We start from the raw sequence: 24996 nt of genomic DNA, 5'->3' as shown, positions 1-24996 counted from the left end.
CGGCACCTCACGCACAGCGCGGGAGTCATGGGCCGGCCTTTCCTGAGCGGCTGGGGACGGCCGGGGACGGCCTTGCTCCGGCCGAACGCCCGCGAGTGCCCGCTCCCACCGGGCCCCCGTCCTGCTGCCGGGCCAGGGCCGCGACGGTGCGGCGCACCCCTTCGGAGAGCGAGATCCGAGGGCGCCAGCCGGTGACCGCCCGGAACGGGGTGGAGTCGATGGTCACGCTGCGGAAGTCCGTCGCGGGGGCGTGCGGGGGCGGCTCCACGGACATCACGGCGACCGGGAGCCGCCCCGTGCAGTCGGACATGGTCCGGGCGACGAGCCGGAAGACATGGCCGAGTTCGTCGCCCCGGCCGGCCCCGATCGGCCAGTGGCCGCCCACCAGGGGGCCCGGGTGGTCGAGCGCCGCCGTGAACGCCGCCGCGACATCGTCGACATGGACCAGGTCGCGCCGGACCGTGCCGTCGTGCCACATGGTGAGCGTCTGGCCCGCGAGCGCCCGCCGCGCCATGGCGGACACGAAGCCGCGGTCGGTGGCGCCGAGCGCCGCGCTCTCGCCGAACACCGTGGGCAGGCGCAGGCTGACGCCGCGCACCCGGCCCTCGGCGGTGGCCTTCATCAAGAGCTGCTCGGCCGCCAGCTTCTGCCGGTCGTAGGCGGTCCCGGGGTGGTCGGGCTCGCTGCCGTCGAGCGGCTCCCGCGGCGGCACACCGACCTGCGAGGCTGCGCCGCCGTACACCACCAGCGGGGGCGTCCCGTCGCCGGGGCCCGGCCGCAGCACCTCGATGAGGTCCCGCATCACCCCCACGTTCACACGCTCGGCCCCCGGCTCGGTCTCGGCTGCCCGCCACCCGCCGTCCGCCAGGAGCAGATGCACCACCGCGTCCGATCCCGCGACCGCCTCGGCGAGCGCCGCCCGGTCGGTGAGATCGGCGGTGACGACGGTCGTCTCGGCCGGGCCGGGAGCGGGGGCGATCCGTCTGCGCGCCACTGCCCGCAGACGGACCGGACGGCGTGCCAGTTCGCGGGTGACGGCCGAGCCCACGAAGCCGGAGGCGCCGAGCACGGTGATCAGCGGTCTGGGGTTCACCGGTGTGCGCTTCATGTCACAACCCTCCTCGGGTCCGCGCCGCCGTGGCGTTGAGGCAGGCCAGGAGCGTGCGGGCCTCCATATTGAGATAGTGCCCATGCCGGGTGAGGGCCCTGAGCTGGGCAGGGGTGGCCCAGGCGTAGCCGGGGGGCGGGTCGAGCGAGGCCGTGGCCGCGTCGACGGCGAGATACCGGCTCCTGGCGTTCAGGAAACGCCCGCCCTCCTCGGAGTGGACGGCCTGGTAGCGGATGCGCGACAGCGGGGCGTCCAGGACGGCGTCGAGGAACGGCGGGCGGTCCGCCGCCGGCAGATGGGCGTAGTCGCCGGGCGTGCACTGGACGGTCGGGGCCAGCTCGACCGTGTCCAGGAAGCCGCCCTCGGCGCGGGCGTGCACCAGCACATGCGGCACTCCGTCGATCTCGCGCACGAGGAACGCCGCGAGCCCCGCGCCGACGGGTTCGATCAGCGGCTGGTTCCAGCCGGCCACTTCGCGGTTGCCGCCCCGCACGGAGACGGCGACGACCTTGAAGTAGCGCCCCTCCTCGTGCTCGATCGCCTCGACGCCGTGCTTCCAGCCGCGCACGGAGGCGAGCGGTATCCGATGGGCGCGCACATCGCGGCGGGAGCGCTCGCCGGTGAACCACGACAGGAGCTGAACGTCGGAGAGCAGGGCGCCGGGCGCCGTGTCCCGGTACGGCACACAGGCCAGCACACTCCTGGCGTTCATGTTGACCACGTCGTCCTCGTGGAGCAGTTCGGCGATCTGGCCGAGCGTGAGCCAGCGGAAGTCGTCCCGTGCGGGGATCTCGTCGGCCGTTTCGACGATCATGTTGCGGTTGGACTTGCGGTAGAACCACGAGCCCTGTTCCGACTGGAGGACGTCGGCGATGACACGGTCGCGGTCGGGCCGGACGAAGTAGTCGATGAGCTGCACATCCGTGCCCCCGTGGGCCTTGGTGTAGTTGCTGCGGGTGGCCTGCACGGTCGGTGAGAGCTGGAGCGGGTTGGTGTTGCCCGGCTCCGACTTGGCCTGCATCAGAAAGTGCAGTACGCCGTCGAACTCCTTGGCCAGGATGCCGAGGATGCCCACTTCGGGCTGTCTGATGACAGGCTGCTGCCACTCCCGGCGGGGTCCGTCGTCTTCCGTCACCTGCATGCCCTCGACGGTGAAGAACCGCCCGCTGCGATGCGCGATATTGCCGGTGCCGCGCTCGAACCGCCACTCGTCGAGCTCCGCGAACGGTATGCGTGCCACATGGACGGCGGTGGCGCGGCGGCGCTCGGCCAGCCAGGCGCAGACGTCCTCGGTCCGTATATGCGCTCCTTTGCCGGTCGCGGCCGACAAGGCCATACGGTCCGCCTGTGCGCGGTCCTCGCGCGGGCGCACGGCGGCGGGAGCGGGGGCGGCGGCGGATGGCGAACCGGTCCAAGACGACATCGAAGGACTCCCTGTCTGCGGGCATCGGAGCGAAACGGTGGCCGTCCGGTCACACGACCGCCCGGCCGTCACACGACCGTCCAGCCGTCACACGACCGTCCAGCCGCACCGACCGCCCGGCCGTTACGCGACCGTCCAGCCGCACCGGCCGGTCAGGTCCGGCGCGCGGTCAGATCCGCCGCGCGGTGATCAGGACGTAGCCGGTGTGCGGGTGCTTCCCGAACGCCTCCATCAGGTCGGCTGCCGCGGTGAGCTGCTCCGCCGCGGAGGCGTCGAGGGAGGCGGCGATGGACCGGAAGGCGGCCGAGCCCTGCCCGTAACTGGCGCGGATCCGTTCGCCGATGTCCGTCAGCTCCAGCAGCTGCCAGCCCGCTTCCGTCAGGCGTGCGCGGTGCTCGTCGGGCGTGTTGATCCCGGCGAGCTGGTACATGCGCATCATGCCGTCCAGCACGGCCCTGTCGTCGCCGGTGAACGGCTGCCGCCGGCACAGGTCGGCGATGACCAGACGACCGCCGGGGCGGACGACGCGGTGGATCTCCGCCAAGGCGGCGGACTGGTCGGCCATGTGCACCAGCGATTCGACCGCCCAGGCCCCGTCGAAGGAACCGTCGTCGAAGGGGAGATCCATGGCGTCCGCGAAGAGGAAGGAGGTCCGGCCGCCGGCGTCGGAGCCATCGGCCCGCTCCGACGCCTGGGCGACCTGCTGTGCGCTGACGGTGATGCCGGTCACGCGTACTCCGTGCGCTCCCGCGATGCGCAGGGCCGGGACGCCGTTGCCGCAGCCCACGTCCAGAAGCCGCTGATCCGGCCGGAGGGCGAGGCGTTCGGCGACGAGGTCGGTGAGACGGTCGGTGGCCTCGGCGATCGGGGCGTCGTCGCCGTCGTCCCAGTAGCCCACATGGAGATTGCCGCCCAGCGCGGTCGTGGCGCCGAGGTCGGTGAACAGGTCGTACGCCCGGCCGACGGAGTCGGGGGTGATGTCGGACTGCTGCTGTGTCATGGCTGCTTTCCTTCCGTACGGTGTCGGTGTGCCGCTGCGGATCACGGGAGGTCGGACAGGCTGAGCACCAGACGTGTCGGCCCGTGGAAGACCATGTCGTCGGCGTACTCGACCTGCTGACCGCCGCGGCCCAGCCCGGGAACGCCGTCCAGCAGCGCCCTGAGGCCGATCTCGGCCTCGGCGCGGGCCAGCGTCGCGCCGAGGCAGTAGTGGATGCCGAGGCCGAAGCCCAGATGCCGGTCGGCGGAGCGGCGCACGTCCAGAACGTCGGGGCGCGGGAAGCGCGCGGGGTCCCGGTTCGCCGAGCCCAGCAGGGCGACCACGCGGCTGCCGCGCGGCGCCTCGTACCCGCCGAGGCGGGTGTCCTGGTACGCCCACCGTGTCACCGCCTGCACCGGCGGGTCATAGCGCAGGAGCTCCTCGACCGCCCCCGGCGTCAGCTCGGGAGCGCCGCGCAGCTCGTCGAGGACCCGGGGGTGCGCCCGCAGCGCCAGCACCGCCTTCGCCAGGAAGTTGGCCGTGGTCTCGTGTCCGGCGGTGAGCAGGTGGACACAGGTCCCCACGATCCCGTCGACGCTCAGCGGTGCGCCGCCGTCCCGGGCGCGGACCAGGAGCGTGAGCAGGTCGCCGCGATCGGCCCCGCGCCGTCTGCGGACCTCCTGCCGGAAGTAGCGGGCGATCCCCCGGGCGGCTGCCTCGGCCCGTGCGTAGCCGCCCGTGCCGTGGCGCGACCGGGTGGTGCCGGCCTCCTGGAGGGCCACCGCGCCGGCGCGGAGCCATGCGTGGTGCTCCCTCGGGATGCCGAGCAGTTCGGAGATGACCAGGAGGGGGAAGGGCGCCGCGAAACCCTCGACGAGATCGGCCTCCCGGCGCCGTCCGAGCCGCTCCAGGAGCTCGTGCGCGATCTGTGTGACGCGAGGGCGCAGAGCGGCGACGACCGAGGGGGAGAACTCGGCGCTGAGCAGGGAGCGCAGCTCGGTGTGGCGCGGCGGGTCCAGGAACACCAGCCAGTTCTCGACGATGGCCCGCAGGGCCCGGTACTCGGCGGGAATCGGAACGGGGGCCGCGGTGGCGTCGGCGGACGCCACGCGCGCGTCCCGGCCGAAACTCCGGCTCGACAGCACCCGGACGACCTCGTCGTAGGAGAAGACGTAGAACGTATCCGGCTCGCCCGTGCCCGATGCCCCGCGATGGACCGGCGCGGTCTCCCGGTAGCGCCGGTAGACCGGGTACGGGCAGGCGATGTCCTTCCTGTCCCAGCCCTTCAGGTCGAACCGCGGCAGCGTCGCGGATGGCATGCGGTCTCCTTCGGATGGCAGTACGGCGTCGCGGGTTCGTGCCCGCCGCCGGGGGCGTCCTGGGTCGTGTCGTCGAAGTCCCGTCCGGCTGCCGTGCCCTATCGGCGCGGCAGCCGGAAGCGGTCGGCCCAGAACGCGCTCATCTCCCCCACGCGGGCGGGCGCCATGGGGCACTTTCTGCATTCCGCCGCGAGGTGGTCGAGGCGCAGCGCGATGCCGCGTCTCGCCACGTCCGGGCGGGACACGGGCGCGGGCTGCTCCGCCGGCTCGAACGACGGCCCGGCGGTCATGCCCCGCCGCCCCGACGGCAGGGTCACCAGCAGTTCCGCCAGCGGGCGCATCATGCCCGTCATCATGTCGATCGCCGCGTTCATCAGATCGGACCGCCGCAGGCTGTCGTCCGGGCGCTCGCCGAAGTGCTGGGCCATGAGCCGCAGCGCCATGGCGTAGGAACGGTTGAACAGCCGCATGACCGACCGGGCGTCAGGATCGGTGACCGTCTCCATGACCGGGTTTCCCCGCCCAAGGGTCGGGTTCCGCACGACGGGGTAGGCCGGGCTCCACCGTTCGCCGCCGGGGTGCGTCCCCGTGGGCGGTGCGCCGCGGAGCAGCTCGCCGATCCGCAGGAACGAGGCGTAGTGCGACTCCTCGGCGGTCCGCGGTCCGAGCGTCCCGCCCTCTCCCTGCTCGGTGATGACGTCGATGGCGAACAAGGCGCTGGAGACGTCGTCGACCTCAAGCTGGTAGTCGGGGTGGCGCCGGTTGAGCGACTCCCGCAGGAAGAGGTGGTGCTCACCGCCTCCTCTGCCCTTCTCCACCATGAAGAGGTCCGGGACGCGCGGCAGGGCTTCCCGGATGTCCGCGTACAGCTCGCTCAGCGACGCGTAGGGGCGCCCGTCGTCGTGGTACGCGGGGGCCGCCGCCGTGTCGCCTCGCCGCACCTCGCCGACGAGGTCGTCCGGCCGCTCGATCTGCGCGAACCGCTCGACGCTGCCGGGTCCCAGCCTCTCAAGGGAGAAGTCCAGCGGCACCGGCAGCTCGTGGTTGACGGTGCCGAAGTCGATCCGGGGCAGATGGAAGGGCTCGCCCACCGCGGTGATGACGTTGTTGACGAGGAGGAAGTGGATCATCTCCTCGCGGGCGATGTTCAGCAGCGTGCCGCGGATGCCCCCGTCGAGGGTCTCTCCGCCGTCGCCGCAGGCGAGCCGGAGCTGCTCGGGCGTCCATACGCCCCGCCGCACATACTCCAGACCGGCGCCGTGGGCGGGCACCGAGTAGGCCGCGTACAAGTACTGGAGCATGACGGCCAGCTCGATCGCGGCGGCGTCGCGCAGCGCCTGGACGAGTCGGCCGCGGGTGGTGATCCTCCTGCCGCTGCGGGTGGCCGCCGGCGCCGTCAGGAGAACCTCGTCCGGCGTCTGCTGGGCCCGCAGGAATGTCAGCAGGAGCTGTGCCTTCGGCTCGGACAGATCCCGGGTCGGCGGCATGTAGTAGGTCTTGGCCTTGTTGCGCGGGTCGCACATCTGCCAGATCAGTTGCGCGTACGTCTCCACCTTGCACCGGTCCGCCAGGCTGAAGACCTCCGCCTTCATGAAGGAGTACAGGTGCTCGTAGTACGCGAAGACCTCGGCGTACACCAGGTCGAAGGTCGCCTCGTCCTGGCCGGTCCCGGCCAGCCGCCAGTCGTCGGGAAGCACCCGCACGGACATGTACCCGGTGCCGGGCCAGTAGCCGAGCGCGTCGTCGTGGTCGTAGCCGAGGGCCGCGGAGCCGGGGAGGTCCATGTCGCACGGCAGGTCGCCGGGGCCGGTGGACAGCAGGACGCGGGCGGTACCGGCCGCCGCGCCCCGCAGGGTGAGCCATCCGCGGCCCGTGTGGTCCGTGTCCAGGACGCAGGCGCTCGACCAGGCGCCGGAAGCGTCCCGCCGGCCCGCGCGCAGCCGGACGATGTCGATATCGGAGCACCGCGCCTCGGGGGAGCGTGCGGACGGGTCGCGCGGGAGGGCTCTGGGGTTGAAGAACTGCCGTACGCCGATCCCGCCGACAGTGCTTGGACGGCCCCGTACGAAGGACCGCACGAGCACCTCCACATCGTGGTCCGTGTCCTCTATATCCCCTGGGTTTCCTGTGTCCGCTGTGTCCGCCGGGGCGCGAGGGTGCTCCAGGAAGAGGCACGCGTCGTCGACCTGGACGTTGATCTCCTTTTCGCGCAGGTGCACCACCGGGCCGCCGGGGCCGGCGCCCACCAGATGCAGCGCCTCCCCGGCCGCGGCGTGCGCCGGCATCTCGATGGGAACCGTCACCACGCCGCCGGTCAGGAGGTACTCCTCCCCGAGGTACGCCTGCCGGGGCACCCGCGCCACCAGCCGGCCGCTGTCCGCCGTGCGCAGTTCGAGATCGCCGGCGTCGGCCCGCGCGGGGGGACCGGCCGTGACCCCGGACCGGCGGTCTCGCACCGGACCGGAGGCGGGCACCGCGGTGATCATGTTGAGGGTGACGTGTTCATCCGTCAGCTCGACGGAGAGGTTGTGCAGCCCGCCGGGGGCCCGGCCGGGTCCGCGGCGGTCCGGGACGAGCAGGCGGCCCGCCGGGTAGGTGCGCGGCTCGTACGGTCGCCAGGGCGCGATCGTCCCGTGCAGCTGCCACCGGCTCGGCTGGTCGGGTGTGCGCGGAGCGGACATATGGCTGAGCGCGAATTGCACCACCAGGCCGCCGGCGTCCTCGGAGGCCGCCGTGGCCTGGAGTCGCCGCACGGCCGGGGAGAGCGCCGCTCCGTCGAGCCAGGTCAGTTCGTCGGCGGCGGTCACGACGAACTGGTGGACCACGGACCGGCGCAGCCGCTTCGCCAGCCAGTGATCGCCGATGTCGCTGACGTGGTCGGCGTTGTGCCACCTCGGGGGGTGGCAGCCGTGGACGGCTCCGGCAGCCATGTACCCGGTGTCGTGAGAGCGTCCGTCGCGCCCGAAGCAGAACTGTCCGACCATGAGCGTCGTGGTCCAGTCGGAGGACGGATCGACGTCGAAGACACGGGCCCGGTTGACCGTGCTGGCGAGGTACTCGTTGTAGTGCCCCCACATGTCGACACCGCGCCCGACCACCGGGTCGGCGGTGTCGGCGTGGCCCGCGCGGACCTCGGCGCTGACGATCCGCGCGTCGATCGAGAAGTGCCCGTTGCCTGCGAAGTCCTCGCCCTTGGCGGCGCTGAAGGGCCCGTCGGGCGCCGGGCGGCCCGTGCTGTCGAACCTCGGTCCCAGCCGGTCGAGATAGTCGTGGTACTCGCCGGGCGGGCGGTCCGCCGGGAAGGGCTGCCCGTCCGTCGTGAGCGCCGTGTTCGTCGCCAGATCGACGAGACCGCTCCGCGCGCCGGTGGGCAGGTGTGTCGTCGCCGCTCCGCGGAAGTGCAGCCGGGGCAGGTCGAAGACGCTCATGCCGACTCCTCCGAGCGGCTCGGCCGGGTGGCGGCGAACACGCGGGTCGCCCGCGGCTCGTGCCACTGGATCTCGTGCGCGGCGTCGATCGCCGACTCGATCGCGCCCTCGATCCACGCGGGCTTCGACGAGCAGTGCTCGCCCGCGAAGAAGAGCCCCTTCTGCGGCCGGGCCGCCTCCCGCCGCTCCGCCTCGCGGAGTGCGGCCTCCTGGCCCCAGCGGACCGTGGCCGCCCCCCAGGACCATCGGCGCAGGCCCCAGGCCCGGCCCGCCACGCCCAGGACCATGCCCGGTCGGCGCAGCTCGGGGTGCATCACGCTCAGCTCCCTGGTGATGACCGCGTTCCGCTCCGCCTCGCTGAGCCGGCTGAGCGCGTCGGCGTCCGGCCCGATGCTGTAGCTCGCGAGCAGCACCGCGCCGAGCGCCGGATCGCCGTCGGCGGGCGGGTAGTAGGTCTGCCGCACATGCCCGCCGGTGAAGGAGGCACCCCCGCTGATCCCGTCCTTCTCCCAGAATGCCTCGCGGCAGTGGAAGGCTATCTTCGTCGCCGCCCAGTATTTCGTCTGATGGACGATGTCCAGCTTGTTCTGGTCGAAGCCGGTCAGCTGCATCCTCCTGAGCACCGTGAACGGAATGGTGCACACCACGTAGTCGCAGGTCTTGGCGAGGGTTCTGACACCCTGGCGGATCCGCAGGGTCACCGCGTCGTCCCGGACATCGATGCCCACCACCTCCTGGCCGGTCGAGATCTCTCCCCGGATCCGCGAGGCGACCCGCCGGGGAAGCGCGTCCATCCCCTTCCGCAGCCGCACGATGGCAGAGCTGGTCTCGTCCAGCACATCGTCGAGGAATCGCTCAAGGCGTGGCGGGCAGAACGACCGCACCTGGGGATGATCGGCGAAGAAGGAGTGCAGGTCCATTCTGTTCCCCGCGCTGCCGCACCGGTACGGCGTCAAGTCGATGTGATCGAGGAGGTTCAGCAGTTCCACGTCTATCTCGTTGTGCAGTTCGTCGTAGAACTGGCGGGGGGCGATGGCCCTTATGCTGGCGTCCAGCCAGGCGCCGAACAGCAGGGTGTTCTCCCGGTAATGCCGGTTCGGCAGACTGGCGGTGAAATCATTGACAAGGGTTTCATGCGCGTCGCGCACCCGAAGGTATCCGGAGGAACTGGGCAGGTAGGCGGCAGCGTCGGAAAACAGCGTCCGGAACTCGCGAACCTGGTTCTGCAGGCCGAGTTCGGCGATGTAGTGCATGGTCAGCCGATGCCCGGCGGGTATCCGCATCGCGCCGAGCTCGGCGAACGGCCCGGCTCGGTCGCCGCTGGAGAAGCGGTGCGTGTGAATACGGCCGCCGATCTCATGGCTTGCTTCGATGACCTGGACATGATGTCCGAGGCGCTCCAATTCATATGCCGCCACCAGACCGGCGATGCCGGCGCCGATGACGGTGACCTCCTTCGGTCCGCCGATGGCGCCGTATGACCCGTCAATCTCCTGCAAGGGTGCCGCCACAGGCTTCCTCCAGTGCCGGGAGCATGTCCTGGATGAACCCAGCGTCTTTCCCTGATCGGGAAAAGGAGATGCCGGGGATTGCTCCGCCCATTGTTCGCACGGCCCATTGTTCGCACGGCGGCGACGCGTTCATATCCCCCGGCGGGCCTGGGCGCGGATGGGTTGGCCGGCGGTCCGTGGGCGCGACCGAGGCGGCATGGCGGCGCCATCCTGCGCGACCGCGCGGGGTTTTCCCCGCAGCACTGCCCGGGGCCCGGGGTGGGGCGATGCTGGCGGGCGTGGCTGGACGGCTGGGCCAGGGCCGACCGGCAAGTACAGAGAGAACGGCGCGTACGGCGACATGAGACCCCGACGGAGGCGACGTTGACGCGAGTGTTGATCGCTACCACACCGGCACCGGGACACGTCGTCAGCGTGTTCGAGGTCGCCCGTGAACTGGTCCGGCGCGGACATGAGGTGCGGTGGTACACGGGTCGGGTCTTCCAGAGCCAGGTGGAGCGGACCGGAGCACGCTTCGAGCCCATGAGCGCCGGGCTCGACTTCGGCGGCATGAGCCGGGAGGAGGCGTTTCCCGGCCACGCCGGGCTGACCGGGCTCGCCAGTTTCAAGATCGGCATCCGGGATGTCTTCTACCGGACCGCACCGGGCCAGATGGACGACCTGCTGGCGGTGCTCAAACGATTCCCGGCCGACTGCATCCTCGCCGACGACATGTGCTACGGCGCGTGCTTCGCCCGCGAGCGCACCGGGATCCCGCTGGCCTGGCTGAGCAACTCGGTCTACATCCTCGGCAGCAGGGACACCCCGCCGCTCGGCTGGGGACTGCGCCCGAGTCCGCCGCCGTTCGGACGGATGCGCGACGCACTGCTCGGATGCGTCGCGGACCGGGCGGCGATGCGGGACCTGCGCCTGGCGGCCGACCGGACACGGGCCCTGGTGGGACTGGAGCGGCTGAGGACAGGCGTCATGGAGAACATCGCGCGCCCGCCGGACCTCTATCTGATGGGCACCGTGCCGTCCTTCGAGTATCCCCGCAGCGACCTGCTCCCGGGAACCCGCTTCGTGGGCGGGCTCCTCGGACTCCCCCCGGAGAGCTTCGACCCGCCCGGCTGGTGGGAGGAGCTGCGGGAGCGCCGGCCGGTGGTGCTGATCACCCAGGGCACCACGGCCAACGACGTCGGCCGGCTGCTCGTCCCCGCCGTCCGGGCACTGGCCGACCAGGACCTCCTCGTCGTGGTCACCACCGGGAGCGCCCTGGACGTCGACCGGCTGCGGCCACTGCCGGGCAATGTCCGGCTGGAGCGGTTCGTCCCCTACTGCCATCTGCTGCCGCAGGTGGATGTGATGGTGACCAACGGGGGCTACAACGGCGTCAACGCGGCCCTCGCCCAGGGGGTGCCCCTGGTCGTCGCGCCGGGCTCGGAAGAGAATCCCGACGTCGCGGCGCGGGTCGGATGGGCCGGGGTCGGCGTCGTCCTCGGACGGCGGGCCGTATCGGAGTCCAGCCTGCGGGACGCGGTGACCACCGTGCTGCACGACGAGCGCTACCGGCGGCGGGCCCGCGCACTGTCCCGGGAGTACCAGAGCTGCGACGCCCCGCGACGGGCCGCCGAGCTCATCGAGTCCATGGCCGATTCCCAGGGCCAGATTCCCACCGGAGGTGTCACACGGTGAACGCCACGACGAGAACCGGCTTGGCGGCGGCCCCCGAGACGGGCATGCCGACGGACCCGGGGCCCTTCGACTGCATGCCCCAGCTGCTGGCCGCCGCGCGGGTGGCGCCGGTCGTCCGGATTCCCTATCTCGGCGAACACGCCTGGGTCGTCTGCGACCCGGAGCTGGTGCGGATCGCGCTCACCCACCCCCAGCTGGCCAAGGACGTGACCCTGGTACCCGACTGGATGCGCAAGCCGGGCCTGATGCTGGGATCGCAGCCGGACCCGGCGTACGCCCGCACCATGATCATGAGCGATGGTGAGCACCACGCGCGGATCCGGCGGCTGCACGCGGCGGTGCTGAGCCCGCGGAACACCGAGAAATGGGGCGCGGCGGTCAGCGTCAAGGTCGATGGATTCCTGGATGAGCTGGAGCAGTCCACTTCCGGAGAGTCCGCCGAGGTCGATGTGGTCACGGCCTATACGCACCGGATTCCGCTGGCGTTCATCGCCGAGATGCTCGGCCTGCCCCTCGCGGCGCAGCAGCTGCTGCGCGGCATCACCGACGTCATCCTCTACTCCTCCGACTACCCGGCACGCACCGAGGCGGTCGGGGCGCTGTACGGGGCGGTCGAAGGCTGGGTGCGTGACCCGGCCGCGCTGCACGACGGGGTGATCACGGGTTTGCTCGCCTCCTCCGACGGGCCGGACGCGGCGGTCACCGAGGGCGAGGTCATCGTCTGGACACTGGCGATGATCATCACGGGCTATGAGACGACCGGGAGCCTGATCTCCGCATCGCTGTACGAGGCTCTGCGGCGGCCCGCGGCGGAGCGTCCGCGGTCCGACGACGACATCACGGCGTGGGTCGAGGAGACCCTCCGGGTGCACCCGCCGTTTCCGCACCCGACCTGGCGCTTCGCCACCGCGGACATCGATCTCGGCGGCTATCTGATCCCCCGGGGCACGCCGGTGCAGGTCAACATCGCGGCGGCGAACCGGAAGCCGGGCGAGGGAGCCGACTGCTTCGCCGCGGACCGGCGGGGGGAAGGGCATCTCTCCTTCGGTCTCGGCATGCACTACTGCATCGGCGCCTCGCTGGCCCGGCTGGAGGTACAGATCGCGTTACGCGGGTTCCTGCGCCGATTCCCGCGGGCGCGGCTGAGCACCGGCGCCGCCGTCGAGTGGGAGTCGGAGTGGATGATACGCCGGATGAGCGTCCTGCCCGCCGTGCTGGCCTGACGCCGGGAAACCACCTGTTCCGACCGGCTCCGGGTGATGCGCGGCCCCTTCGCGCTCACCAGAATGAGTCACGGATGCGCCCTCCTTCCACGGATATTGGGGAGACGATGGCTCGTACCTTTGAGACCGGCGTACTGAGCGGCCAGGAAGCGCACCGGCAGATCCCGGGGGCCTTCGACGACCGACCGGAGGCAGCGCGCGAGACCGCGCCAGAGACCGTGCCCGAGACCGTGCCGGAGGCAGCGCGCGAGACCGTGCGCCGCCGCTCACCGGCCGTCCGGGTGAGGGGACGCCGATGAAGGCGCTCGTGCTCGCCGGCGGGTCCGGCTCCCGGCTCCGGCCGATCACCCACACCTCGGCGAAGCAGCTCGTGCCCATCGCCAACAAGCCGGTCCTGTTCTACGGCCTGGAGTCGATCGCCGAGGCGGGCGTCCGTGAGGTCGGCATCGTCGTCGGCGACAGGGCCGCCGAGATCGAGTCCGCGGTCGGCGACGGCTCGCGGTTCGGCCTGGACGTCTCCTACCTCCCGCAGGAGGCGCCGCTGGGCCTGGCCCACGCCGTGCGCATCGCCCGGGACTACCTCGGCGACGACGACTTCGTGATGTACCTCGGCGACAACTTCATCGTCGGCGGCATCAGCGCGCTCGTACGGCGATTCCGGGCGGACCGCCCGGACGCCCAGATCCTGCTGACCCGGGTGGCGGACCCGCGTCCGTTCGGCGTGGCCGAGCTGGATCCCCGCGGCCGGGTGATCGGTCTTGAGGAGAAACCGGAGCATCCGAAGAGCGATCTCGCGCTGGTCGGCGTCTATCTGTTCACCGCCCGTGTGCACGACGCGGTGTGCCGCCTCAAACCGTCGTGGCGGGGCGAGCTGGAGATCACCGACGCGATCCAGGAGCTGATCGACGCGGGTTGCCGCGTGAACTCGACCGTCGTCTCCGGGTACTGGAAGGACACCGGCAGCGTCGCCGACGTACTGGAGGTCAACCGACTCGTCTTGGACGGAGTCGAGGCCGACTGCTCCGGCGAGGTCCACTCCAGCGAGCTGATCGGGCGGGTGGTGATCGAGAAGGGCGCGACCGTCACCGGGTCGCGGATCGTCGGCCCGGCGGTCGTCGCGGCCGGCTCGCGGATCCGCGACTCCTACATCGGTCCGTTCACCTCCATCGACAGCGACTGCGCGGTGATCGACAGCGAGGTCGAGTACTCCATCGTGCTCCGCGGGGCGTCCCTCATCGGAGTGCGGCGCGTCGAGCGCTCGCTGATCGGACGCGAGGTCGAGGTGGTGTCGACGCCCCGGATCCTGCGGGCCCACCGTCTCGTCCTCGGCGACCACAGCAAGGTGCAGGTCGTGTCATGAGGATTCTCGTGACCGGGGGCGCCGGCTTCATCGGCTCGCACTTCGTGCGGTCCTTCGCCGGCGCGGACGCGGTGACCGTGCTCGACAAGCTCACCTACGCCGGGAACCCGGCGAACCTGGAGCCCGTCGCGGGCCGGTTCACCTTCGTACGCGGCGACATCTGCGACGCCGGGCTGCTCAGGGAGGTGGTGCCCGGCCACGACGTCGTCGTCAACTTCGCCGCCGAGTCGCACGTCGACCGGTCGATAGCCGGCGCGGGCGAGTTCGTCCACAGCAACGTCCTGGGCGTGCAGACCCTGATGCAGGCATGCCTCGACGCGGGCGCCCCGAGGGTCGTCCACGTCTCCACCGACGAGGTGTACGGCAGCATCGAGGCCGGTTCCTGGGACGAGACGGCCCCGCTCAGCCCGAACTCCCCCTACGCCGCGTCCAAGGCCGGCGGCGATCTGATCGCGCTCGCCTACGCGCGCACACACGAGCTGCCCGTCAGCATCACCCGCTGCGGCAACAACTACGGGCCGTACCAGTACCCGGAGAAGGTCATCCCGCTCTTCCTCACCCAGCTGCTCGACGGCCTGAACGTGCCGCTGTACGGCGACGGCGGCCATGTACGCGACTGGATCCACGTCGACGACCACTGCCGGGCCGTCCGGCTGGTCGCCGAGCGGGGCGAGCGGGGCGAGGTCTACCACATCGCCGGAACCACCGAGCTGACCAATCGGGAACTGACCGTCCGGCTGCTCCACGCGCTCGGCGCCGGCTGGCAGCGCGTCGAGCGGGCGCCCGACCGCAAGGGCCACGACCGCCGCTACTCCCTGGCCGACGGCAAGCTGAGAGCACTCGGTTACGCGCCGCGGATCGCGTTCGAGCGGGGCCTCGCCGAGACCGTCGAGTGGTACGCCGCCAACCGCCGGTGGTGGGAGCCGCTGAAGGAGCGCGCTCCCTGGGCCGCTCCGGCGGGACTCCGGGGCGGGGTCTTCGCCACGCCGTGAAGGGCGTGGTCTTTGCTACGCCCTGAACCGGATCAGAGCCGTACGGGACCGGATCCCGAGCTTGCGGTAGATCTGCCGCAGATGGAACCCGACCGTATGCGGGGAGATGAACAGACGGCGCGCGGCCTGCTGATTGGTGAGCCCGCCGGCCACCAGTTCCGCCACCATCCGTTCCGTCTTGGTGAGGCTCTCCCAGCCGGAGACCGGGCGCTTCGCGTGCGTCCAGTGCCGGCGCCGCACACCGAGCCGGCGCAGCCGGGCCCGTACCCGTGCGGCATCCCGCTCGCCGCCGAGGGTGCCGTAGGCGCTCATCGCACGGTCCAGCTCGCCGATCGCTCTCTCGTGATCGCCGTGGTCGAGCAGCAGTCCGGCGTGGTCTTCGGCGGCGGCGGCCTGAGCCCATGGGTTCCGGTGCAGCCGGCCTGCCCGGGCCACGGCGTCCGCGTCTCCTTCGGCGAGTGCGCGGGCGTGCAGGGCCACGGCGAGCACCGAGGGAACGCGCCGGTTGTGCGTGCGGAGGTGTTCCGTCGTGTCGACCACCAGCTGGGCGATATCCGGCATGTCCGCGGCGAGCGCGCAGCGAACACACCAGGCGGCGGCGGCCGGATCGTCCAGAACGAGTTCACGGAGCGCGCCGGCCTGCGCCCAGATCTCCGCCAGCACCTCCATCGCCGCCCGGGAGTCCGCCTGGGCCTCGGCCGACTGCGCCTTCAGCAGAAGGCGTGGGGCCCGCCAGGGGCTGGAGGCGTCACGCTGCGGGAAGTCCTTGTCCAGGATCTTGAGGTAATCCCCGGCCTGGGTGAACGCCCCCCGGCGCAGTGCGACGCGGGCCAGCACCAGCCATGCCTGCGGGGCGAGCATCGGCACATACGGGCCGTCCATGCCGACGCCGACCCTCGCCGCCTCCTCGGCCTCGTCCAGGCGGCCCTGGGCGAGATGCAGCGGCGCCCGGAGCACGGCCGGGAGGGCGGCGGCCAGCGTCCCCGCCCCCGCGGCGGCCGTCGGGGCGGCGGACTGGACGACCGCCTCCGCCTCCTCGTACTCATCGGTCCTGGTGAGGGCGAAGGCGAGGAACCAGCGCGGATCGAAGGGCTGCACCTCCTCGCTCCCGTGGTCGAGCGCGACGGCTTGACGCAGGCTTCCCACCGCATCGCCCACCCGGCCGTCGCACCACTGGTCGAACGCGTGGACGGTCATCGCGCCGACTCGCACGGCCGGCGGGTGACGGTCGGGTGCGCCGCGGATCTTCCGCGCTCGTTCGACCGCGGTGCTGTCGCCGGTCAGATAGGAGGCGGCGAGATGGGTGATCACGGCCCCGCTGTGCTGGACTCCGCCCTTCTGCGCCGCGAGGGCGTCGGCCGCGGCCCGCCGCGCCATCCGTGCGTTTCCCAGCAGCAGCAGCGCGGTCGACATCGACGCTCGCAGCGCGGCGATGTCTCCGGCGAGCGCCGCCGGCCACGGGGCCGGGAGCCGCGCGGCCCCGTCGATCGTGTCCTTGGCCAGGCTGATCGCCCGGTCCAGGTCGCCCACCCTGGTGAACGCCTCGACCGCGGTCTTCGCAAGGCGCACGCGCTCGGGCTGCCCGGGGGGCAGCAGCTCCATGCAGCGGGTCGCCAGCGACGCCGCGGTCGACGGATCGGCGGCCAGCAGCCGCTGGGAGCCTTCGGCGATGATGCGCAGTTCCGCGACGTCGCCGGGCTGGGCGATGTGCACCAGCTGGAGGGCGGCGCGTTCGACGCCGTCGGGACGCGACAGCAGCATCTCCGCCGCCTGCCGGCGCAGCAGCGCGCACACCGGCGGCGGCACGGAGTCGAGCAGTACACGCCAGATCGGCTCACCGCGGAACGCGAGATCGTGCTCACCGCAGACCAGAAGCCCCCGGTTGACCGCTTCGTCCACCGCGGTCAGCAGGCCGACCGGTGCTTCGCCGAGCATGGCCGACAGATCCTCCGGCGCGAACGGCGATCCGAGCACCGCTGCCAGCCTGAGAGCCTTCATGGTGGGCCCGGAGAGCGACCGGAGATCCTTCTGGACCAGCGCGGAGAAGCGCTTCGGCACCAGCGCGGGCGTGCAGACGCCCGCCCCGGCGGGGGCGCTGCCGGGTGAGCCGGGCTGTAGCCGCGAGGTGCCGTCGACCACGCATATGTCGCCGTCCTCCACGAGTCCGCGCACCAGCTCGATCACCGTACGGGGCGTGCTGTTGACGCTCTCCGCCAGGGCGAGGAGCGCTGGGCCGGGGACGGCTCCGGTGCAGTCGGCGACCAGTCGCGTCAGCGCATCGCCCGAGAGCGGACCCAACTCCCGCACCGGTTCCACCGGGAGTCTGCCCCGGAGCTCGCGGAGACAGCTCTTCACCGGCTCGTACGGCGCGGCGTCCCCGTCCGGGGCGAAGGCGAGCAGCCAGAGGATCGGGCGGGCGCTGAGGGCCACGATGAGGTCGCACAGCGCCGTCAGGGCGGGGAGGCCGGCCAGATGCAGATCGTCGAGCGCGACGATGGCGCGGACGCGTTCCGCGTCATCGCGCAGCCATGCCCGTGCCGTCTCGATCGCGGAGGACGCGCCCGGATCGTGGCATCCGCCCTCGGCGGCGCCCGGTGGGTGCGGGCGGGTGCCGACAGGCGCCGGCGCCGCCCCGGGGGCGGCGTCAGGACCGGCCGAGGCGCCGTCGACGACCGTGAAGCCGTTTCTGCCTGCGATGCCGACGGCTTCCCTGAGAAGGCGGGTCTTGCCCGCGCCGGGCGCCGCCTCCAGCAGAAGGACCTTGCTCCGCCGGGCGCTTGTCACGCTGCGCAGGTTCGCGCTGATCTGTGCCAGCTGTGGTTCCCGGCCTCGTACCTGCGGCAACGATCGTGAGTTGGGACTCATCACGCTCCGTATCATGATTTCGAGGGGAGGGGACTGAGGTTCTCGGCTCGGTGTCAGCCGGGTTGACGGTCAGCCAGGTCCGTGCAGGTCACATCGGCGATCTCCTCAGTGTGCGCGTAACCGTGCGGAGAACGTCATGGGCGGGGAGCTCCCGGCGACCCGTACGGGGTACACGGGCACGGGCGCCATGAGGGCGGGCGCGGAGGGCTCACCGGTACACAGGTCGAATCGTCAACCGCCCAGCCAGCCCTCGATCGAGCAGTCCTCCACTTCACCTTTAAAGGGGAGTACGCTTTCGGGCGCGCAAAGGTTCAGCGGAGAAATGCGACGGGTCATGAGGACCGTCCGGAATCCCACGGGCCGGCATGCATTCTTCATGAGCAAATGTGCAGTTCAAAGCCATCACGTGATCAATGGGAGTGTGCAATCGGGGGCTGTGCGAGGCTGGAAACCCCCTGTTCACTGGCGCTCCGGTGCCTGATTCAGGCCATGTAGTACGTGGAGTACTGCCCGGTGACGTTCGTGCGAGCCTCGGCCGAATCGCTCGATCGCTCGGCGGGGAGCCCGTCCGAGGCGTCGGCGACGAGCGAGCGGGCGGGCGGGCACGCCATGACCTGGGCCGACGACCGGGAGGGAGATCCCCGGCCGCGTGTCAGCCGACGAGCCCGGCCTTCCGCGCCCAGGCCACAGCCGCGTCGTCCGCGTCCTCCTTCTCCTTGTCCACCAGCCGGTTCAGTTCGGTCAGCGCCTCCGTCGTCAGTACGGCCCCGAGGCGGGCGAGCGCCTTGCGCACCCGGGAGTCGGCCCGGCGGTCCGCGATCAGCGGGACCACATGCTGCCCGGGAATCAGATTCCTGGGGTCGCCGAGCACGACCCACCCCTCCGCCGTGATGTCCGTGTCCGTGGTGAAGAGATTGGCGACGTCCACATCGCCCTTCCTCAGCGCGCCCTTGACCAGCGGCCCCGAGGAGTCCAGGGACTTGAACTCCTTGAACTCCACCCCGTACACGTCCTTCAGCCCCACCACCCCCACCACCCGGGTCTTGACCTCGGGCAGGGCGCCGATGGTCAGTTTCCCGTTGTGTCTCGCCAGGTCGTCGAGGGTGCTGAGACCGTACTTCTCCGCTGTCTCGCGGGTGACCGCGAACGCGTCGGAGTTCTCGGCCAGACCGTAGGGGAGGATCTGTAACCCGGCGGGCAGGGCCATGGCGATTCGGTTCTGCATCTCGCCCTCCTCCGTCGCCTTCGCCTTCTCGTCGAGATGGTGGAGCAGCGCGCCCTGGTACTCGGGCAGCAGATCGATCTCGCCGCCCCGGACGGCGGGGAAGAGGATCTCCCGGCTGCCGATGTTCGGCCGTACCCGTACTTTCACGCCCGCGTCCTTCAGAACGGCGGCGTAGAGGTGGCCGAGGATCTGGTTCTCGGTGAAGTTGGCGGTGCCGATGGTGATGCCGTCCTCGCTGGAGCCGCCGCCGGAGAGGTCACCGCCGCCGTCGAGGGAGGTGATGCCGCCGCTGCACGCGGCCAGGGCGGGTACGGAGGCCGCGGCGAGCAGCCCGCCGAGCACCGCGCGCCGGGGGGTGGGAGAGCCGGGGAGATGACTGGGCATGGCGGGTCCGTTTCTGCGGGACTTTGAAGACACGACCTAGGCTGGGCGGTTGACGAACAGGGCGCGCTGGAGCGCCGCGAGGGCGAGATCGAGGACGAGGGCGACGGCGGCGACGAGCACGGCGCCGCCGAGCACCTGCACCAGATCGCGCTGGGCGAGCCCGTCGAAGACATAGCGGCCGAGCCCGCCGAAGCTGACGTACGCGGCGATGGTGGCGGTCGCCACCACCTGGACCAGGGCCAGCCGCAGCCCGGTCATGATCAGCGGCAGCGCCAGCGGGATCTCCACCCGCAGCAGGACCTGGTGAGCGCGCATGCCCTGCCCCCGGGCCGCGTCCCGTGTCTCGGGGTCGACGGCGCGCATCCCGGCGTAGGTGTTGGTGACGATGGACGGCACCGCGAGCGCGACGAGGGAGACGTACACCGGGGTCATCGAGAGCCCGCTGGCCAGGAACACCAGCACGATCAGCCCGACGGTCGGCAGGGCGCGACCGAAGGAGGAGAGGTTGATCGCGAGAAAGGCGCCGCGGCCGGTGTGTCCGATGAGCAGGCCGGTCGGAAGGGCGATCGCGGCGGCGATGACCGTGGCGATCAGCGAGTACTCCAGGTGCTCGCCGAGCCGGTTCGCGATGCCGTCGACGCCCGACCACTGGTCGCCGCTGGTCAGCCAGGCTCCGAGGTCCATGAGGAGTTCGCCCATCTCAGGCTCTGCGTCCCTTCCGGTTCCAGGGGGTGAGGACGTACTCCACCGCCACCAGCAGCGCGTCCGCGACCAGGGCGAGGAGAAGGGTGAGCACGACCCCGGCGAGCACGGGGGTGGGGAAGTTCCGCTGGAATCCGTCGGTGAAGAGCTGGCCGAGGCCGCCGTCGCCGATATAGGTGGCCACGCTGACCAGGGAGATCGACATGACGGTGGCGATCCGCACCCCGGCCATGATCACGGGCAGGGCGAGGGGGAGCTCGACGGTCAGCAGGGTCCGCAGCGGGCGGGCGCCCATCGCCTTCGCCGCCTCTCTGGCCTTCGCGGGGACCGCGTCGAGGCCGTCGACCGTGTTACGGAGCAGGACGACCAGGGTGTAGACGGTCAGACCGGTGACGGTGGTGGTCCGGGTGAGCCCGGAGACCGGGAGCAGCAGCACGAAGATCGCTATGGAGGGGATGGTGAACAGGACGTTCGCGATCCCGAGGAGCGGTCCGCGCAACTGCCGCACCCGGTGGGCGAGGACCGCGAGCGGGAGGGAGATCAGCAGGCCGAGGAGGACGGCGGTCAGCGCGGCCTGGAGGTGCGAGACGCTCAGGGCGGTCAGCTCGCCGGTGTGGTCGGCGATCCAGTCCCATTCGACGGTCATGGGGCGCCGCCGGTGGTTCCGGGGGCGGAGGCGGGGGCCGGGTCGGCGACCGGGGGGTGGTCCCCGGCCCGGGGGGCGGGCTCCGGGGGCGCGCTCGCCGCCCGTGCCGCCGACGCGTGGGCCGTGCCCGCCCGGTCGTGGACCTCCTCGCGGGAGGTGACCCCGGTCAGCGCGCCCTCCGTATCGACGCGGACGACCAGTCCGCACGGTGAGCCCACCGACTCGTTGAGCGCTGACAGCAGCGAGTCCCCGTCCCGCAGCGGCCGTACGGGGAGGAGCGCGCCGTCCCCGTCGCCGGCCGAGCGGTCCCGCCACCCCTTCGGCCTGCGGCCGGGCCCGAGGACCAGCTCCCACCGCCCGCCCTCCGGCACCGGCCTTCGCGGCAGGTCGCCGAGCGGGATCAGGGACAGCAGCATGAGTCCCCGCTCCGCGCCCAGGAAGTCCGCGACGAACGGGTCGGCGGGCCGGGCCAGCAGTTCCGCCGGGGTCGCGCACTGCACCAGCCGGCCGCCGGTGCGGAAGACGGCTATCCGGTCGCCGAGGCGTATGGCCTCGGCGATGTCGTGGGTGACGAAGACGATGGTCTTGTCCAGTTCTTTCTGGAGCCGGAGGAGTTCGTCCTGGAGCTGGGTGCGGACGACCGGGTCCACCGCGCCGAACGGCTCGTCCATGAGCAGCACGGGCGGGTCGGCCGCGAGCGCCCTGGCGACGCCGACGCGCTGCTGCTGACCGCCGGAGAGCTGGTGCGGGTACCGCTTGCCCGCGTCGTGCGCGAGGCCCACGGTCTCCAGGAGTTCGGCCGCCCGGGTCCGCGCCTTGCGGCGGCCCCAGCCGAGCAGGAGCGGCACGGTCGCGATGTTGTCGAGGACGGTCCGGTGCGGGAAGAGTCCGGACTGCTGGATGACGTATCCGATGGAACGACGGAGCAGGGCCGCGTCCTGGGAGCAGATGTCCCTGCCGTCGACGTGGATCGTGCCGGAGGTCGGTTCGACCATCCGGTTGATCATGCGGAGCGTGGTCGTCTTGCCGCACCCGGAGGAGCCGACGAGGACGGTGATCCCGCCCGCGGGCATGGAGAGGGTGAGGTCGTGAACGGCCGTCGTGCCATTGGCGAAGCGTTTGTGCACTGCCCGGAATTCGATCATTGATCGCCCCTTGCCCGGCTGCATATAGTCATGCAGAGTTCTCGGTATCTGAATAAGTTGTCAATGCCTCGGCGTCAATCGCCTGTGGTCGGCGCGTGAACGGCGAGATTGACGGTGTTCGGAGAGGGAGGATTTCGCCAATGGTGTGTTCTCGCATGATGGGCAGATCGTGTGGGACACCCCCACCGGAAGCCGCCGAGCCGTCCGAGCCTCCTGAGCTGCCCGAGCTGCCCGAGCCGTCCGAGCCGTCCGGAGCGCCCGAATCATCCGAACCGCCCGGAGCGACCATGCACACCGGACGCACCGGAGGCACCGGAAGCACCGGAAGCACCGACCCCGCTGAACACCCCGGTCCCTCTCACCCCGTCCGCCCTATACGCCCTGTCCGTCCCGTCGAGACCGTGACCCTCGACGGCCTCGGCCTCTCCCCCGCCGTCGCCGTCCGGATCGCCGATGGAGCCGCCCGCGCCGTCCCCTCCCCCGGCGCCCTCGACCGCGCCCGTACCTCCTGGCACACCGCCCGCCAACTCGCCCTCACCGGACGGGTCTACGGCCGCTCCACCGGCGTCGGCGCCAACCGCGGCGAGGACGTGCCCGCCGGATCCGCCGCCGGCCACGGCCGCCGTCTGCTGCGCTCCCACGCCGGAGCCGTCGGCGCCGAGCTCCCCGCGCGCGAGGTCCGCGCCATGCTCGCGATCCGCGCCAACCAGCTCCTCGCGGGCGGCGCCGGGCTCGACCCCGCCGTCATCACGGCCCTCTGCGCCGCGCTGGACTCCGGCGCCTACCCTGTCGTCAACGAGTTCGGCTCGGTCGGCACCGGCGACATCGCCGCCCTCGCCCAGACCGGCCTCGCCCTCGCGGGCGAACACCCCTGGCGCGGCGGCCCCCCGCCCCCGCCACTCCCCCTCGACGACAACGACGCCCTCGCGCTGATCAGCTCCAACGCCCTCACTCTCGGCCAGTCCGCGCTCGCCCTCGACGAACTGCGCGCCCTGATCGCCGCGACGGAGGTGGTCGCGGCCCTCTCCCACCTGGCCGTCAACGGCTCGTACGAGGCGTACGCCGAACCCGTCCACGCCCCCCGCGCCGATCTGCCGGCCTACGCCGTCGCCGCCCGGATGCGAGCCCTGCTCGGCGCGCCCGAGCGCCCCCGCCCGCCGCTCGGCCGGATCCAGGACCCGTACGGGTTCCGCTGTCTGCCCCAGATACACGGACCCGCGCACGAGGCGGCCGACGCCCTCGGCGCGGCGATCGCCACCGAGGTCAACACGGCCACGGAGAACCCCCTCATCTGCCCGCCCGACAAGGCCGCCTACCACCACGGCGGCTTCTATCTCGCCGGGCTCGCGCTCGCCCTCGACCACTTCCGGCTCGCCCTCACCCAGACCGCCCGGCTCTCCACCTCCCGTCTCGCCGCCCTCAACGAACCGGCGTTCACCCGGCTCCGCCCCTTCCTCGCCGACGGGGAGCCCGCCAGCTCCGGGGTGATGATCCTGGAGTACGCGGCCGGGGCCGCCCTCGGCGACCTGCGGGCCTTCTCCGCGCCCGCGTCCCTCGGCCACACCGTGCTCTCCCGGGGCGTGGAGGAGCAGGCCAGCTTCGCCTCGCTGGCCGCCCGGCAGACGCTGCGCTCGGCCGGGGCGTACCGGCTGATCATCGGCTGCGAACTGGTCGCCGCGGTCCGGGCGCTGCGGCTGCGCGGTCTGCGGCCCGCCCCCGGCCTCGCGGCGGAACGCGCCTTCGACCTGGCCGCGGAGATCCTGGAGGACAACCCCGCGGACCGCCCGCTGACCGATGACGTGACGGCGGCGGCAGCCCTGCTCGACGCGTTCGCGCGGCTGCCCTGACGGACCTGCCGGCGGAGCGGTCGCCGCTGCCCGCGCGCCTCCGGGCAACCAGGCGCCGGCGGGTCCGTCGCACCGAATACCCTGAGGTCATGAGCGAACGGGCGATGCAGGAACTGGCGCTGCTGGTGCTGACGGCCCTGGCGGACGCGCCCCGGCACGGGTACGCGATCGCGCAGGAGGTCAGGGGCATCACCGACGGCCGGGTGGCGCCGCGCACCGGGGCGCTGTACGGAGCCCTGGACCGGCTGGTCGCGGAGGAGCTGATCGAGGTACGGCAGGAGGAGATCGTCGACGGCCGGGCTCGCCGTGTCTTCGCCCTGACCCCCGGCGGCCGGGAGAGACTCGCCCTCGAAGCCGAGCGGCTGGCCGTGGCGGTCCAGGAGGCCAGGCGGCGGCTGGGCCTCGGCGGCACGCCGGTGACCGCGTGATCGAGCGTCTGCTGGTGCTCTACCCGTCCGGCTACCGGGCCGCGTACGGGCGGGAGATCGCCGACACCTACCGCGAGATGACGGCGGGCCTCTCCCACGGGGCCCGGCTGCGGGAGGGCGCGGATCTGGCCGCGCACGCGCTGCGGGTGCGGTCCGGCCTGGGATCGGCCGACCCGCTGGGCCGATTCCTCGCGTCGGCCGCGCCGTTCGCGCTGGCCGCGGCGGCGGTGATCGCCGGAATCCGGCTGACGCGCTGGTGCGCCGGGGTCGTGGCCTCCCCGACCCCGGTGTGGCTGTCGCTCCGGACCCTCGACGGGGTCGGGGCCCTGAGCCTGCTCTGCTCGCTGCTCGTCTGCGTCGGCGCGATCGTCGCCCTGACGAGCCGTTGGGCGGCGGGGACGGCCGCGGCCGTGAGCGGACTTGTGGGAACGGGTGTGCTCGCGCTGTCCGCGGAGTGGCTGTACGAGGGCGGGGGGCTCGTCCCGGTGACGGCGGTCCTCACCATCGCCGTGGTGCTGGCCTGTCCCCCCGATCTGCGCCCCGGCGAGGGCGCTTCGGCGGCGGCCGGAGCCATGGGGGGCGCCGCCTGGCTGCCCGTCGCGGCCGTGGAGGCGGGGGCGGTCGACGGCGTCAGCACGGAGTACGGCGCCTGGCCCCTGCTGGCCCTCACCGTCACCGGGATCGTTCTCGCGCTGCGCGCGCGGTCCTCGGGGCTGCGCGAGACGGGCGCGATGCTC

At 72.1% G+C, this 24996-nt stretch carries 20 protein-coding genes; 8 read left to right on the top strand and 12 right to left on the bottom strand.

The window, feature by feature from the left end; translation table 11 throughout:
- Positions 1–25: 25 nt before the first annotated feature.
- The 6 genes from FF041_RS18085 to FF041_RS18060 form a co-directional block, all read right to left on the bottom strand.
- Positions 26–1108 (bottom strand): NAD-dependent epimerase/dehydratase family protein, encoded by a 1083-nt coding sequence (locus FF041_RS18085; RefSeq protein WP_153523763.1) that lies wholly within the window; start codon positions 1106–1108, stop codon positions 26–28.
- 1 nt (position 1109) lies between these two features.
- Positions 1110–2531, bottom strand: coding sequence for an NDP-hexose 2,3-dehydratase family protein (locus tag FF041_RS18080; RefSeq protein WP_153523762.1), 1422 nt, complete (start codon positions 2529–2531; stop codon positions 1110–1112).
- A gap of 169 nt (positions 2532–2700) precedes the next feature.
- On the bottom strand, positions 2701–3531 hold the full coding sequence (locus FF041_RS18075) for a methyltransferase domain-containing protein (protein WP_153523761.1): 831 nt from the start codon (positions 3529–3531) through the stop codon (positions 2701–2703).
- 41 nt (positions 3532–3572) lie between these two features.
- Positions 3573–4829: a cytochrome P450 gene (locus FF041_RS18070; protein ID WP_153523760.1), complete on the bottom strand. Its 1257-nt coding sequence runs from the start codon at positions 4827–4829 to the stop codon at positions 3573–3575.
- A 98-nt stretch (positions 4830–4927) separates the two neighbouring features.
- Positions 4928–8257: a ferritin-like domain-containing protein gene (locus FF041_RS18065; RefSeq protein WP_153523759.1), complete on the bottom strand. Its 3330-nt coding sequence runs from the start codon at positions 8255–8257 to the stop codon at positions 4928–4930.
- Complete coding sequence (locus tag FF041_RS18060; protein WP_323392034.1) at positions 8254–9768, bottom strand: flavin monoamine oxidase family protein; 1515 nt, start codon at positions 9766–9768, stop codon at positions 8254–8256. The genes FF041_RS18065 and FF041_RS18060 overlap by 4 nt, the downstream gene beginning before the upstream one ends.
- Before the next feature lie 372 nt (positions 9769–10140).
- Between FF041_RS18060 and FF041_RS18055 the strand changes: the two genes are divergently transcribed.
- The 5 genes from FF041_RS18055 to rfbB all read left to right on the top strand — a co-directional run bounded on the left by FF041_RS18055 (position 10141) and on the right by rfbB (position 15017).
- On the top strand, positions 10141–11442 hold the full coding sequence (locus FF041_RS18055; protein WP_323392033.1) for a glycosyltransferase: 1302 nt from the start codon (positions 10141–10143) through the stop codon (positions 11440–11442).
- The gene (locus FF041_RS18050) at positions 11439–12665 is read left to right on the top strand and encodes a cytochrome P450 (RefSeq protein ID WP_323392031.1); all 1227 of its coding nucleotides are present in this window, start codon (positions 11439–11441) and stop codon (positions 12663–12665) included. Before FF041_RS18055 ends, FF041_RS18050 begins: the two co-directional genes overlap by 4 nt.
- Before the next feature lie 107 nt (positions 12666–12772).
- Positions 12773–12964 carry a hypothetical protein gene (locus FF041_RS18045; protein WP_153523757.1) on the top strand — a complete coding sequence of 64 codons (192 nt, stop codon included), beginning with the start codon at positions 12773–12775 and terminating at the stop codon, positions 12962–12964.
- On the top strand, positions 12961–14025 hold the full coding sequence (locus tag FF041_RS18040) for a glucose-1-phosphate thymidylyltransferase (RefSeq protein ID WP_153523756.1): 1065 nt from the start codon (positions 12961–12963) through the stop codon (positions 14023–14025). The genes FF041_RS18045 and FF041_RS18040 overlap by 4 nt, the downstream gene beginning before the upstream one ends.
- On the top strand, positions 14022–15017 hold the full coding sequence (gene rfbB, locus FF041_RS18035) for a dTDP-glucose 4,6-dehydratase (RefSeq protein WP_153523755.1): 996 nt from the start codon (positions 14022–14024) through the stop codon (positions 15015–15017). Before FF041_RS18040 ends, rfbB begins: the two co-directional genes overlap by 4 nt.
- A gap of 15 nt (positions 15018–15032) precedes the next feature.
- Here rfbB and FF041_RS18030 read toward each other — a convergent pair whose 3' ends face one another.
- The 6 genes from FF041_RS18030 to FF041_RS18010 form a co-directional block, all read right to left on the bottom strand.
- A complete protein-coding gene (locus FF041_RS18030; protein ID WP_323392029.1) occupies positions 15033–17801 on the bottom strand; it encodes a helix-turn-helix transcriptional regulator in 2769 nt (922 codons plus the stop codon).
- 563 nt (positions 17802–18364) lie between these two features.
- Complete coding sequence (locus FF041_RS40080) at positions 18365–18493, bottom strand: hypothetical protein (RefSeq protein ID WP_267133200.1); 129 nt, start codon at positions 18491–18493, stop codon at positions 18365–18367.
- A 41-nt stretch (positions 18494–18534) separates the two neighbouring features.
- On the bottom strand, positions 18535–19491 hold the full coding sequence (locus tag FF041_RS18025) for an ABC transporter substrate-binding protein (protein ID WP_153523754.1): 957 nt from the start codon (positions 19489–19491) through the stop codon (positions 18535–18537).
- Between the two features lie 36 nt (positions 19492–19527).
- A complete protein-coding gene (locus FF041_RS18020) occupies positions 19528–20190 on the bottom strand; it encodes an ABC transporter permease (RefSeq protein ID WP_153523753.1) in 663 nt (220 codons plus the stop codon).
- 1 nt (position 20191) lies between these two features.
- Positions 20192–20839, bottom strand: a complete 648-nt coding sequence (locus FF041_RS18015; protein ID WP_153523752.1) for an ABC transporter permease — start codon at positions 20837–20839, stop codon at positions 20192–20194.
- The gene (locus FF041_RS18010) at positions 20836–21984 is read right to left on the bottom strand and encodes an ABC transporter ATP-binding protein (RefSeq protein WP_228388313.1); all 1149 of its coding nucleotides are present in this window, start codon (positions 21982–21984) and stop codon (positions 20836–20838) included. Before FF041_RS18010 ends, FF041_RS18015 begins: the two co-directional genes overlap by 4 nt.
- A 287-nt stretch (positions 21985–22271) precedes the next feature.
- Here FF041_RS18010 and FF041_RS18005 point away from each other — a divergent pair, with 287 nt between their 5' ends.
- From FF041_RS18005 to FF041_RS37975, 3 genes are all read left to right on the top strand, one after another.
- Positions 22272–23831: an aromatic amino acid ammonia-lyase gene (locus FF041_RS18005; RefSeq protein WP_153523751.1), complete on the top strand. Its 1560-nt coding sequence runs from the start codon at positions 22272–22274 to the stop codon at positions 23829–23831.
- 89 nt (positions 23832–23920) lie between these two features.
- Entirely contained in the window at positions 23921–24259 is a 339-nt protein-coding gene (locus FF041_RS18000; RefSeq protein ID WP_153523750.1) for a PadR family transcriptional regulator, read from the top strand.
- The coding region (locus tag FF041_RS37975; RefSeq protein WP_194292074.1) for a hypothetical protein at positions 24256–24996 on the top strand (741 nt) is incomplete at its 3' end. The genes FF041_RS18000 and FF041_RS37975, both read left to right, overlap by 4 nt.

The organism is Streptomyces jumonjinensis (genome assembly GCF_009600885.1).
Lineage (GTDB): Bacteria > Actinomycetota > Actinomycetes > Streptomycetales > Streptomycetaceae > Streptomyces > Streptomyces jumonjinensis.
Note: the sequence above shows the minus strand (reverse complement) of the source record. Positions and strands in the feature narration are given on the sequence as shown.

Bases quoted from the DNA above. Each gene is read 5' to 3' on its own strand.
- FF041_RS18015 (WP_153523752.1), bottom strand. From the start codon at position 20,839: ATGACCGTCGAATGGGACTGGATCGCCGACCACACCGGCGAGCTGACC.
- FF041_RS18065 (WP_153523759.1), bottom strand. From the start codon at position 8,257: ATGAGCGTCTTCGACCTGCCCCGGCTGCACTTCCGCGGAGCGGCGACG.
- FF041_RS18070 (WP_153523760.1), bottom strand. From the start codon at position 4,829: ATGCCATCCGCGACGCTGCCGCGGTTCGACCTGAAGGGCTGGGACAGG.
- FF041_RS18040 (WP_153523756.1), top strand. From the start codon at position 12,961: ATGAAGGCGCTCGTGCTCGCCGGCGGGTCCGGCTCCCGGCTCCGGCCG.
- FF041_RS18025 (WP_153523754.1), bottom strand. From the start codon at position 19,491: ATGCCCAGTCATCTCCCCGGCTCTCCCACCCCCCGGCGCGCGGTGCTC.
- FF041_RS18045 (WP_153523757.1), top strand. From the start codon at position 12,773: ATGGCTCGTACCTTTGAGACCGGCGTACTGAGCGGCCAGGAAGCGCAC.
- rfbB (WP_153523755.1), top strand. From the start codon at position 14,022: ATGAGGATTCTCGTGACCGGGGGCGCCGGCTTCATCGGCTCGCACTTC.
- FF041_RS18085 (WP_153523763.1), bottom strand. From the start codon at position 1,108: ATGAAGCGCACACCGGTGAACCCCAGACCGCTGATCACCGTGCTCGGC.
- FF041_RS18000 (WP_153523750.1), top strand. From the start codon at position 23,921: ATGAGCGAACGGGCGATGCAGGAACTGGCGCTGCTGGTGCTGACGGCC.
- FF041_RS18020 (WP_153523753.1), bottom strand. From the start codon at position 20,190: ATGGGCGAACTCCTCATGGACCTCGGAGCCTGGCTGACCAGCGGCGAC.
- FF041_RS40080 (WP_267133200.1), bottom strand. From the start codon at position 18,493: ATGGCGTGCCCGCCCGCCCGCTCGCTCGTCGCCGACGCCTCGGACGGG.
- FF041_RS18005 (WP_153523751.1), top strand. From the start codon at position 22,272: ATGCACACCGGACGCACCGGAGGCACCGGAAGCACCGGAAGCACCGAC.
- FF041_RS18075 (WP_153523761.1), bottom strand. From the start codon at position 3,531: ATGACACAGCAGCAGTCCGACATCACCCCCGACTCCGTCGGCCGGGCG.
- FF041_RS18080 (WP_153523762.1), bottom strand. From the start codon at position 2,531: ATGTCGTCTTGGACCGGTTCGCCATCCGCCGCCGCCCCCGCTCCCGCC.
- FF041_RS18010 (WP_228388313.1), bottom strand. From the start codon at position 21,984: ATGATCGAATTCCGGGCAGTGCACAAACGCTTCGCCAATGGCACGACG.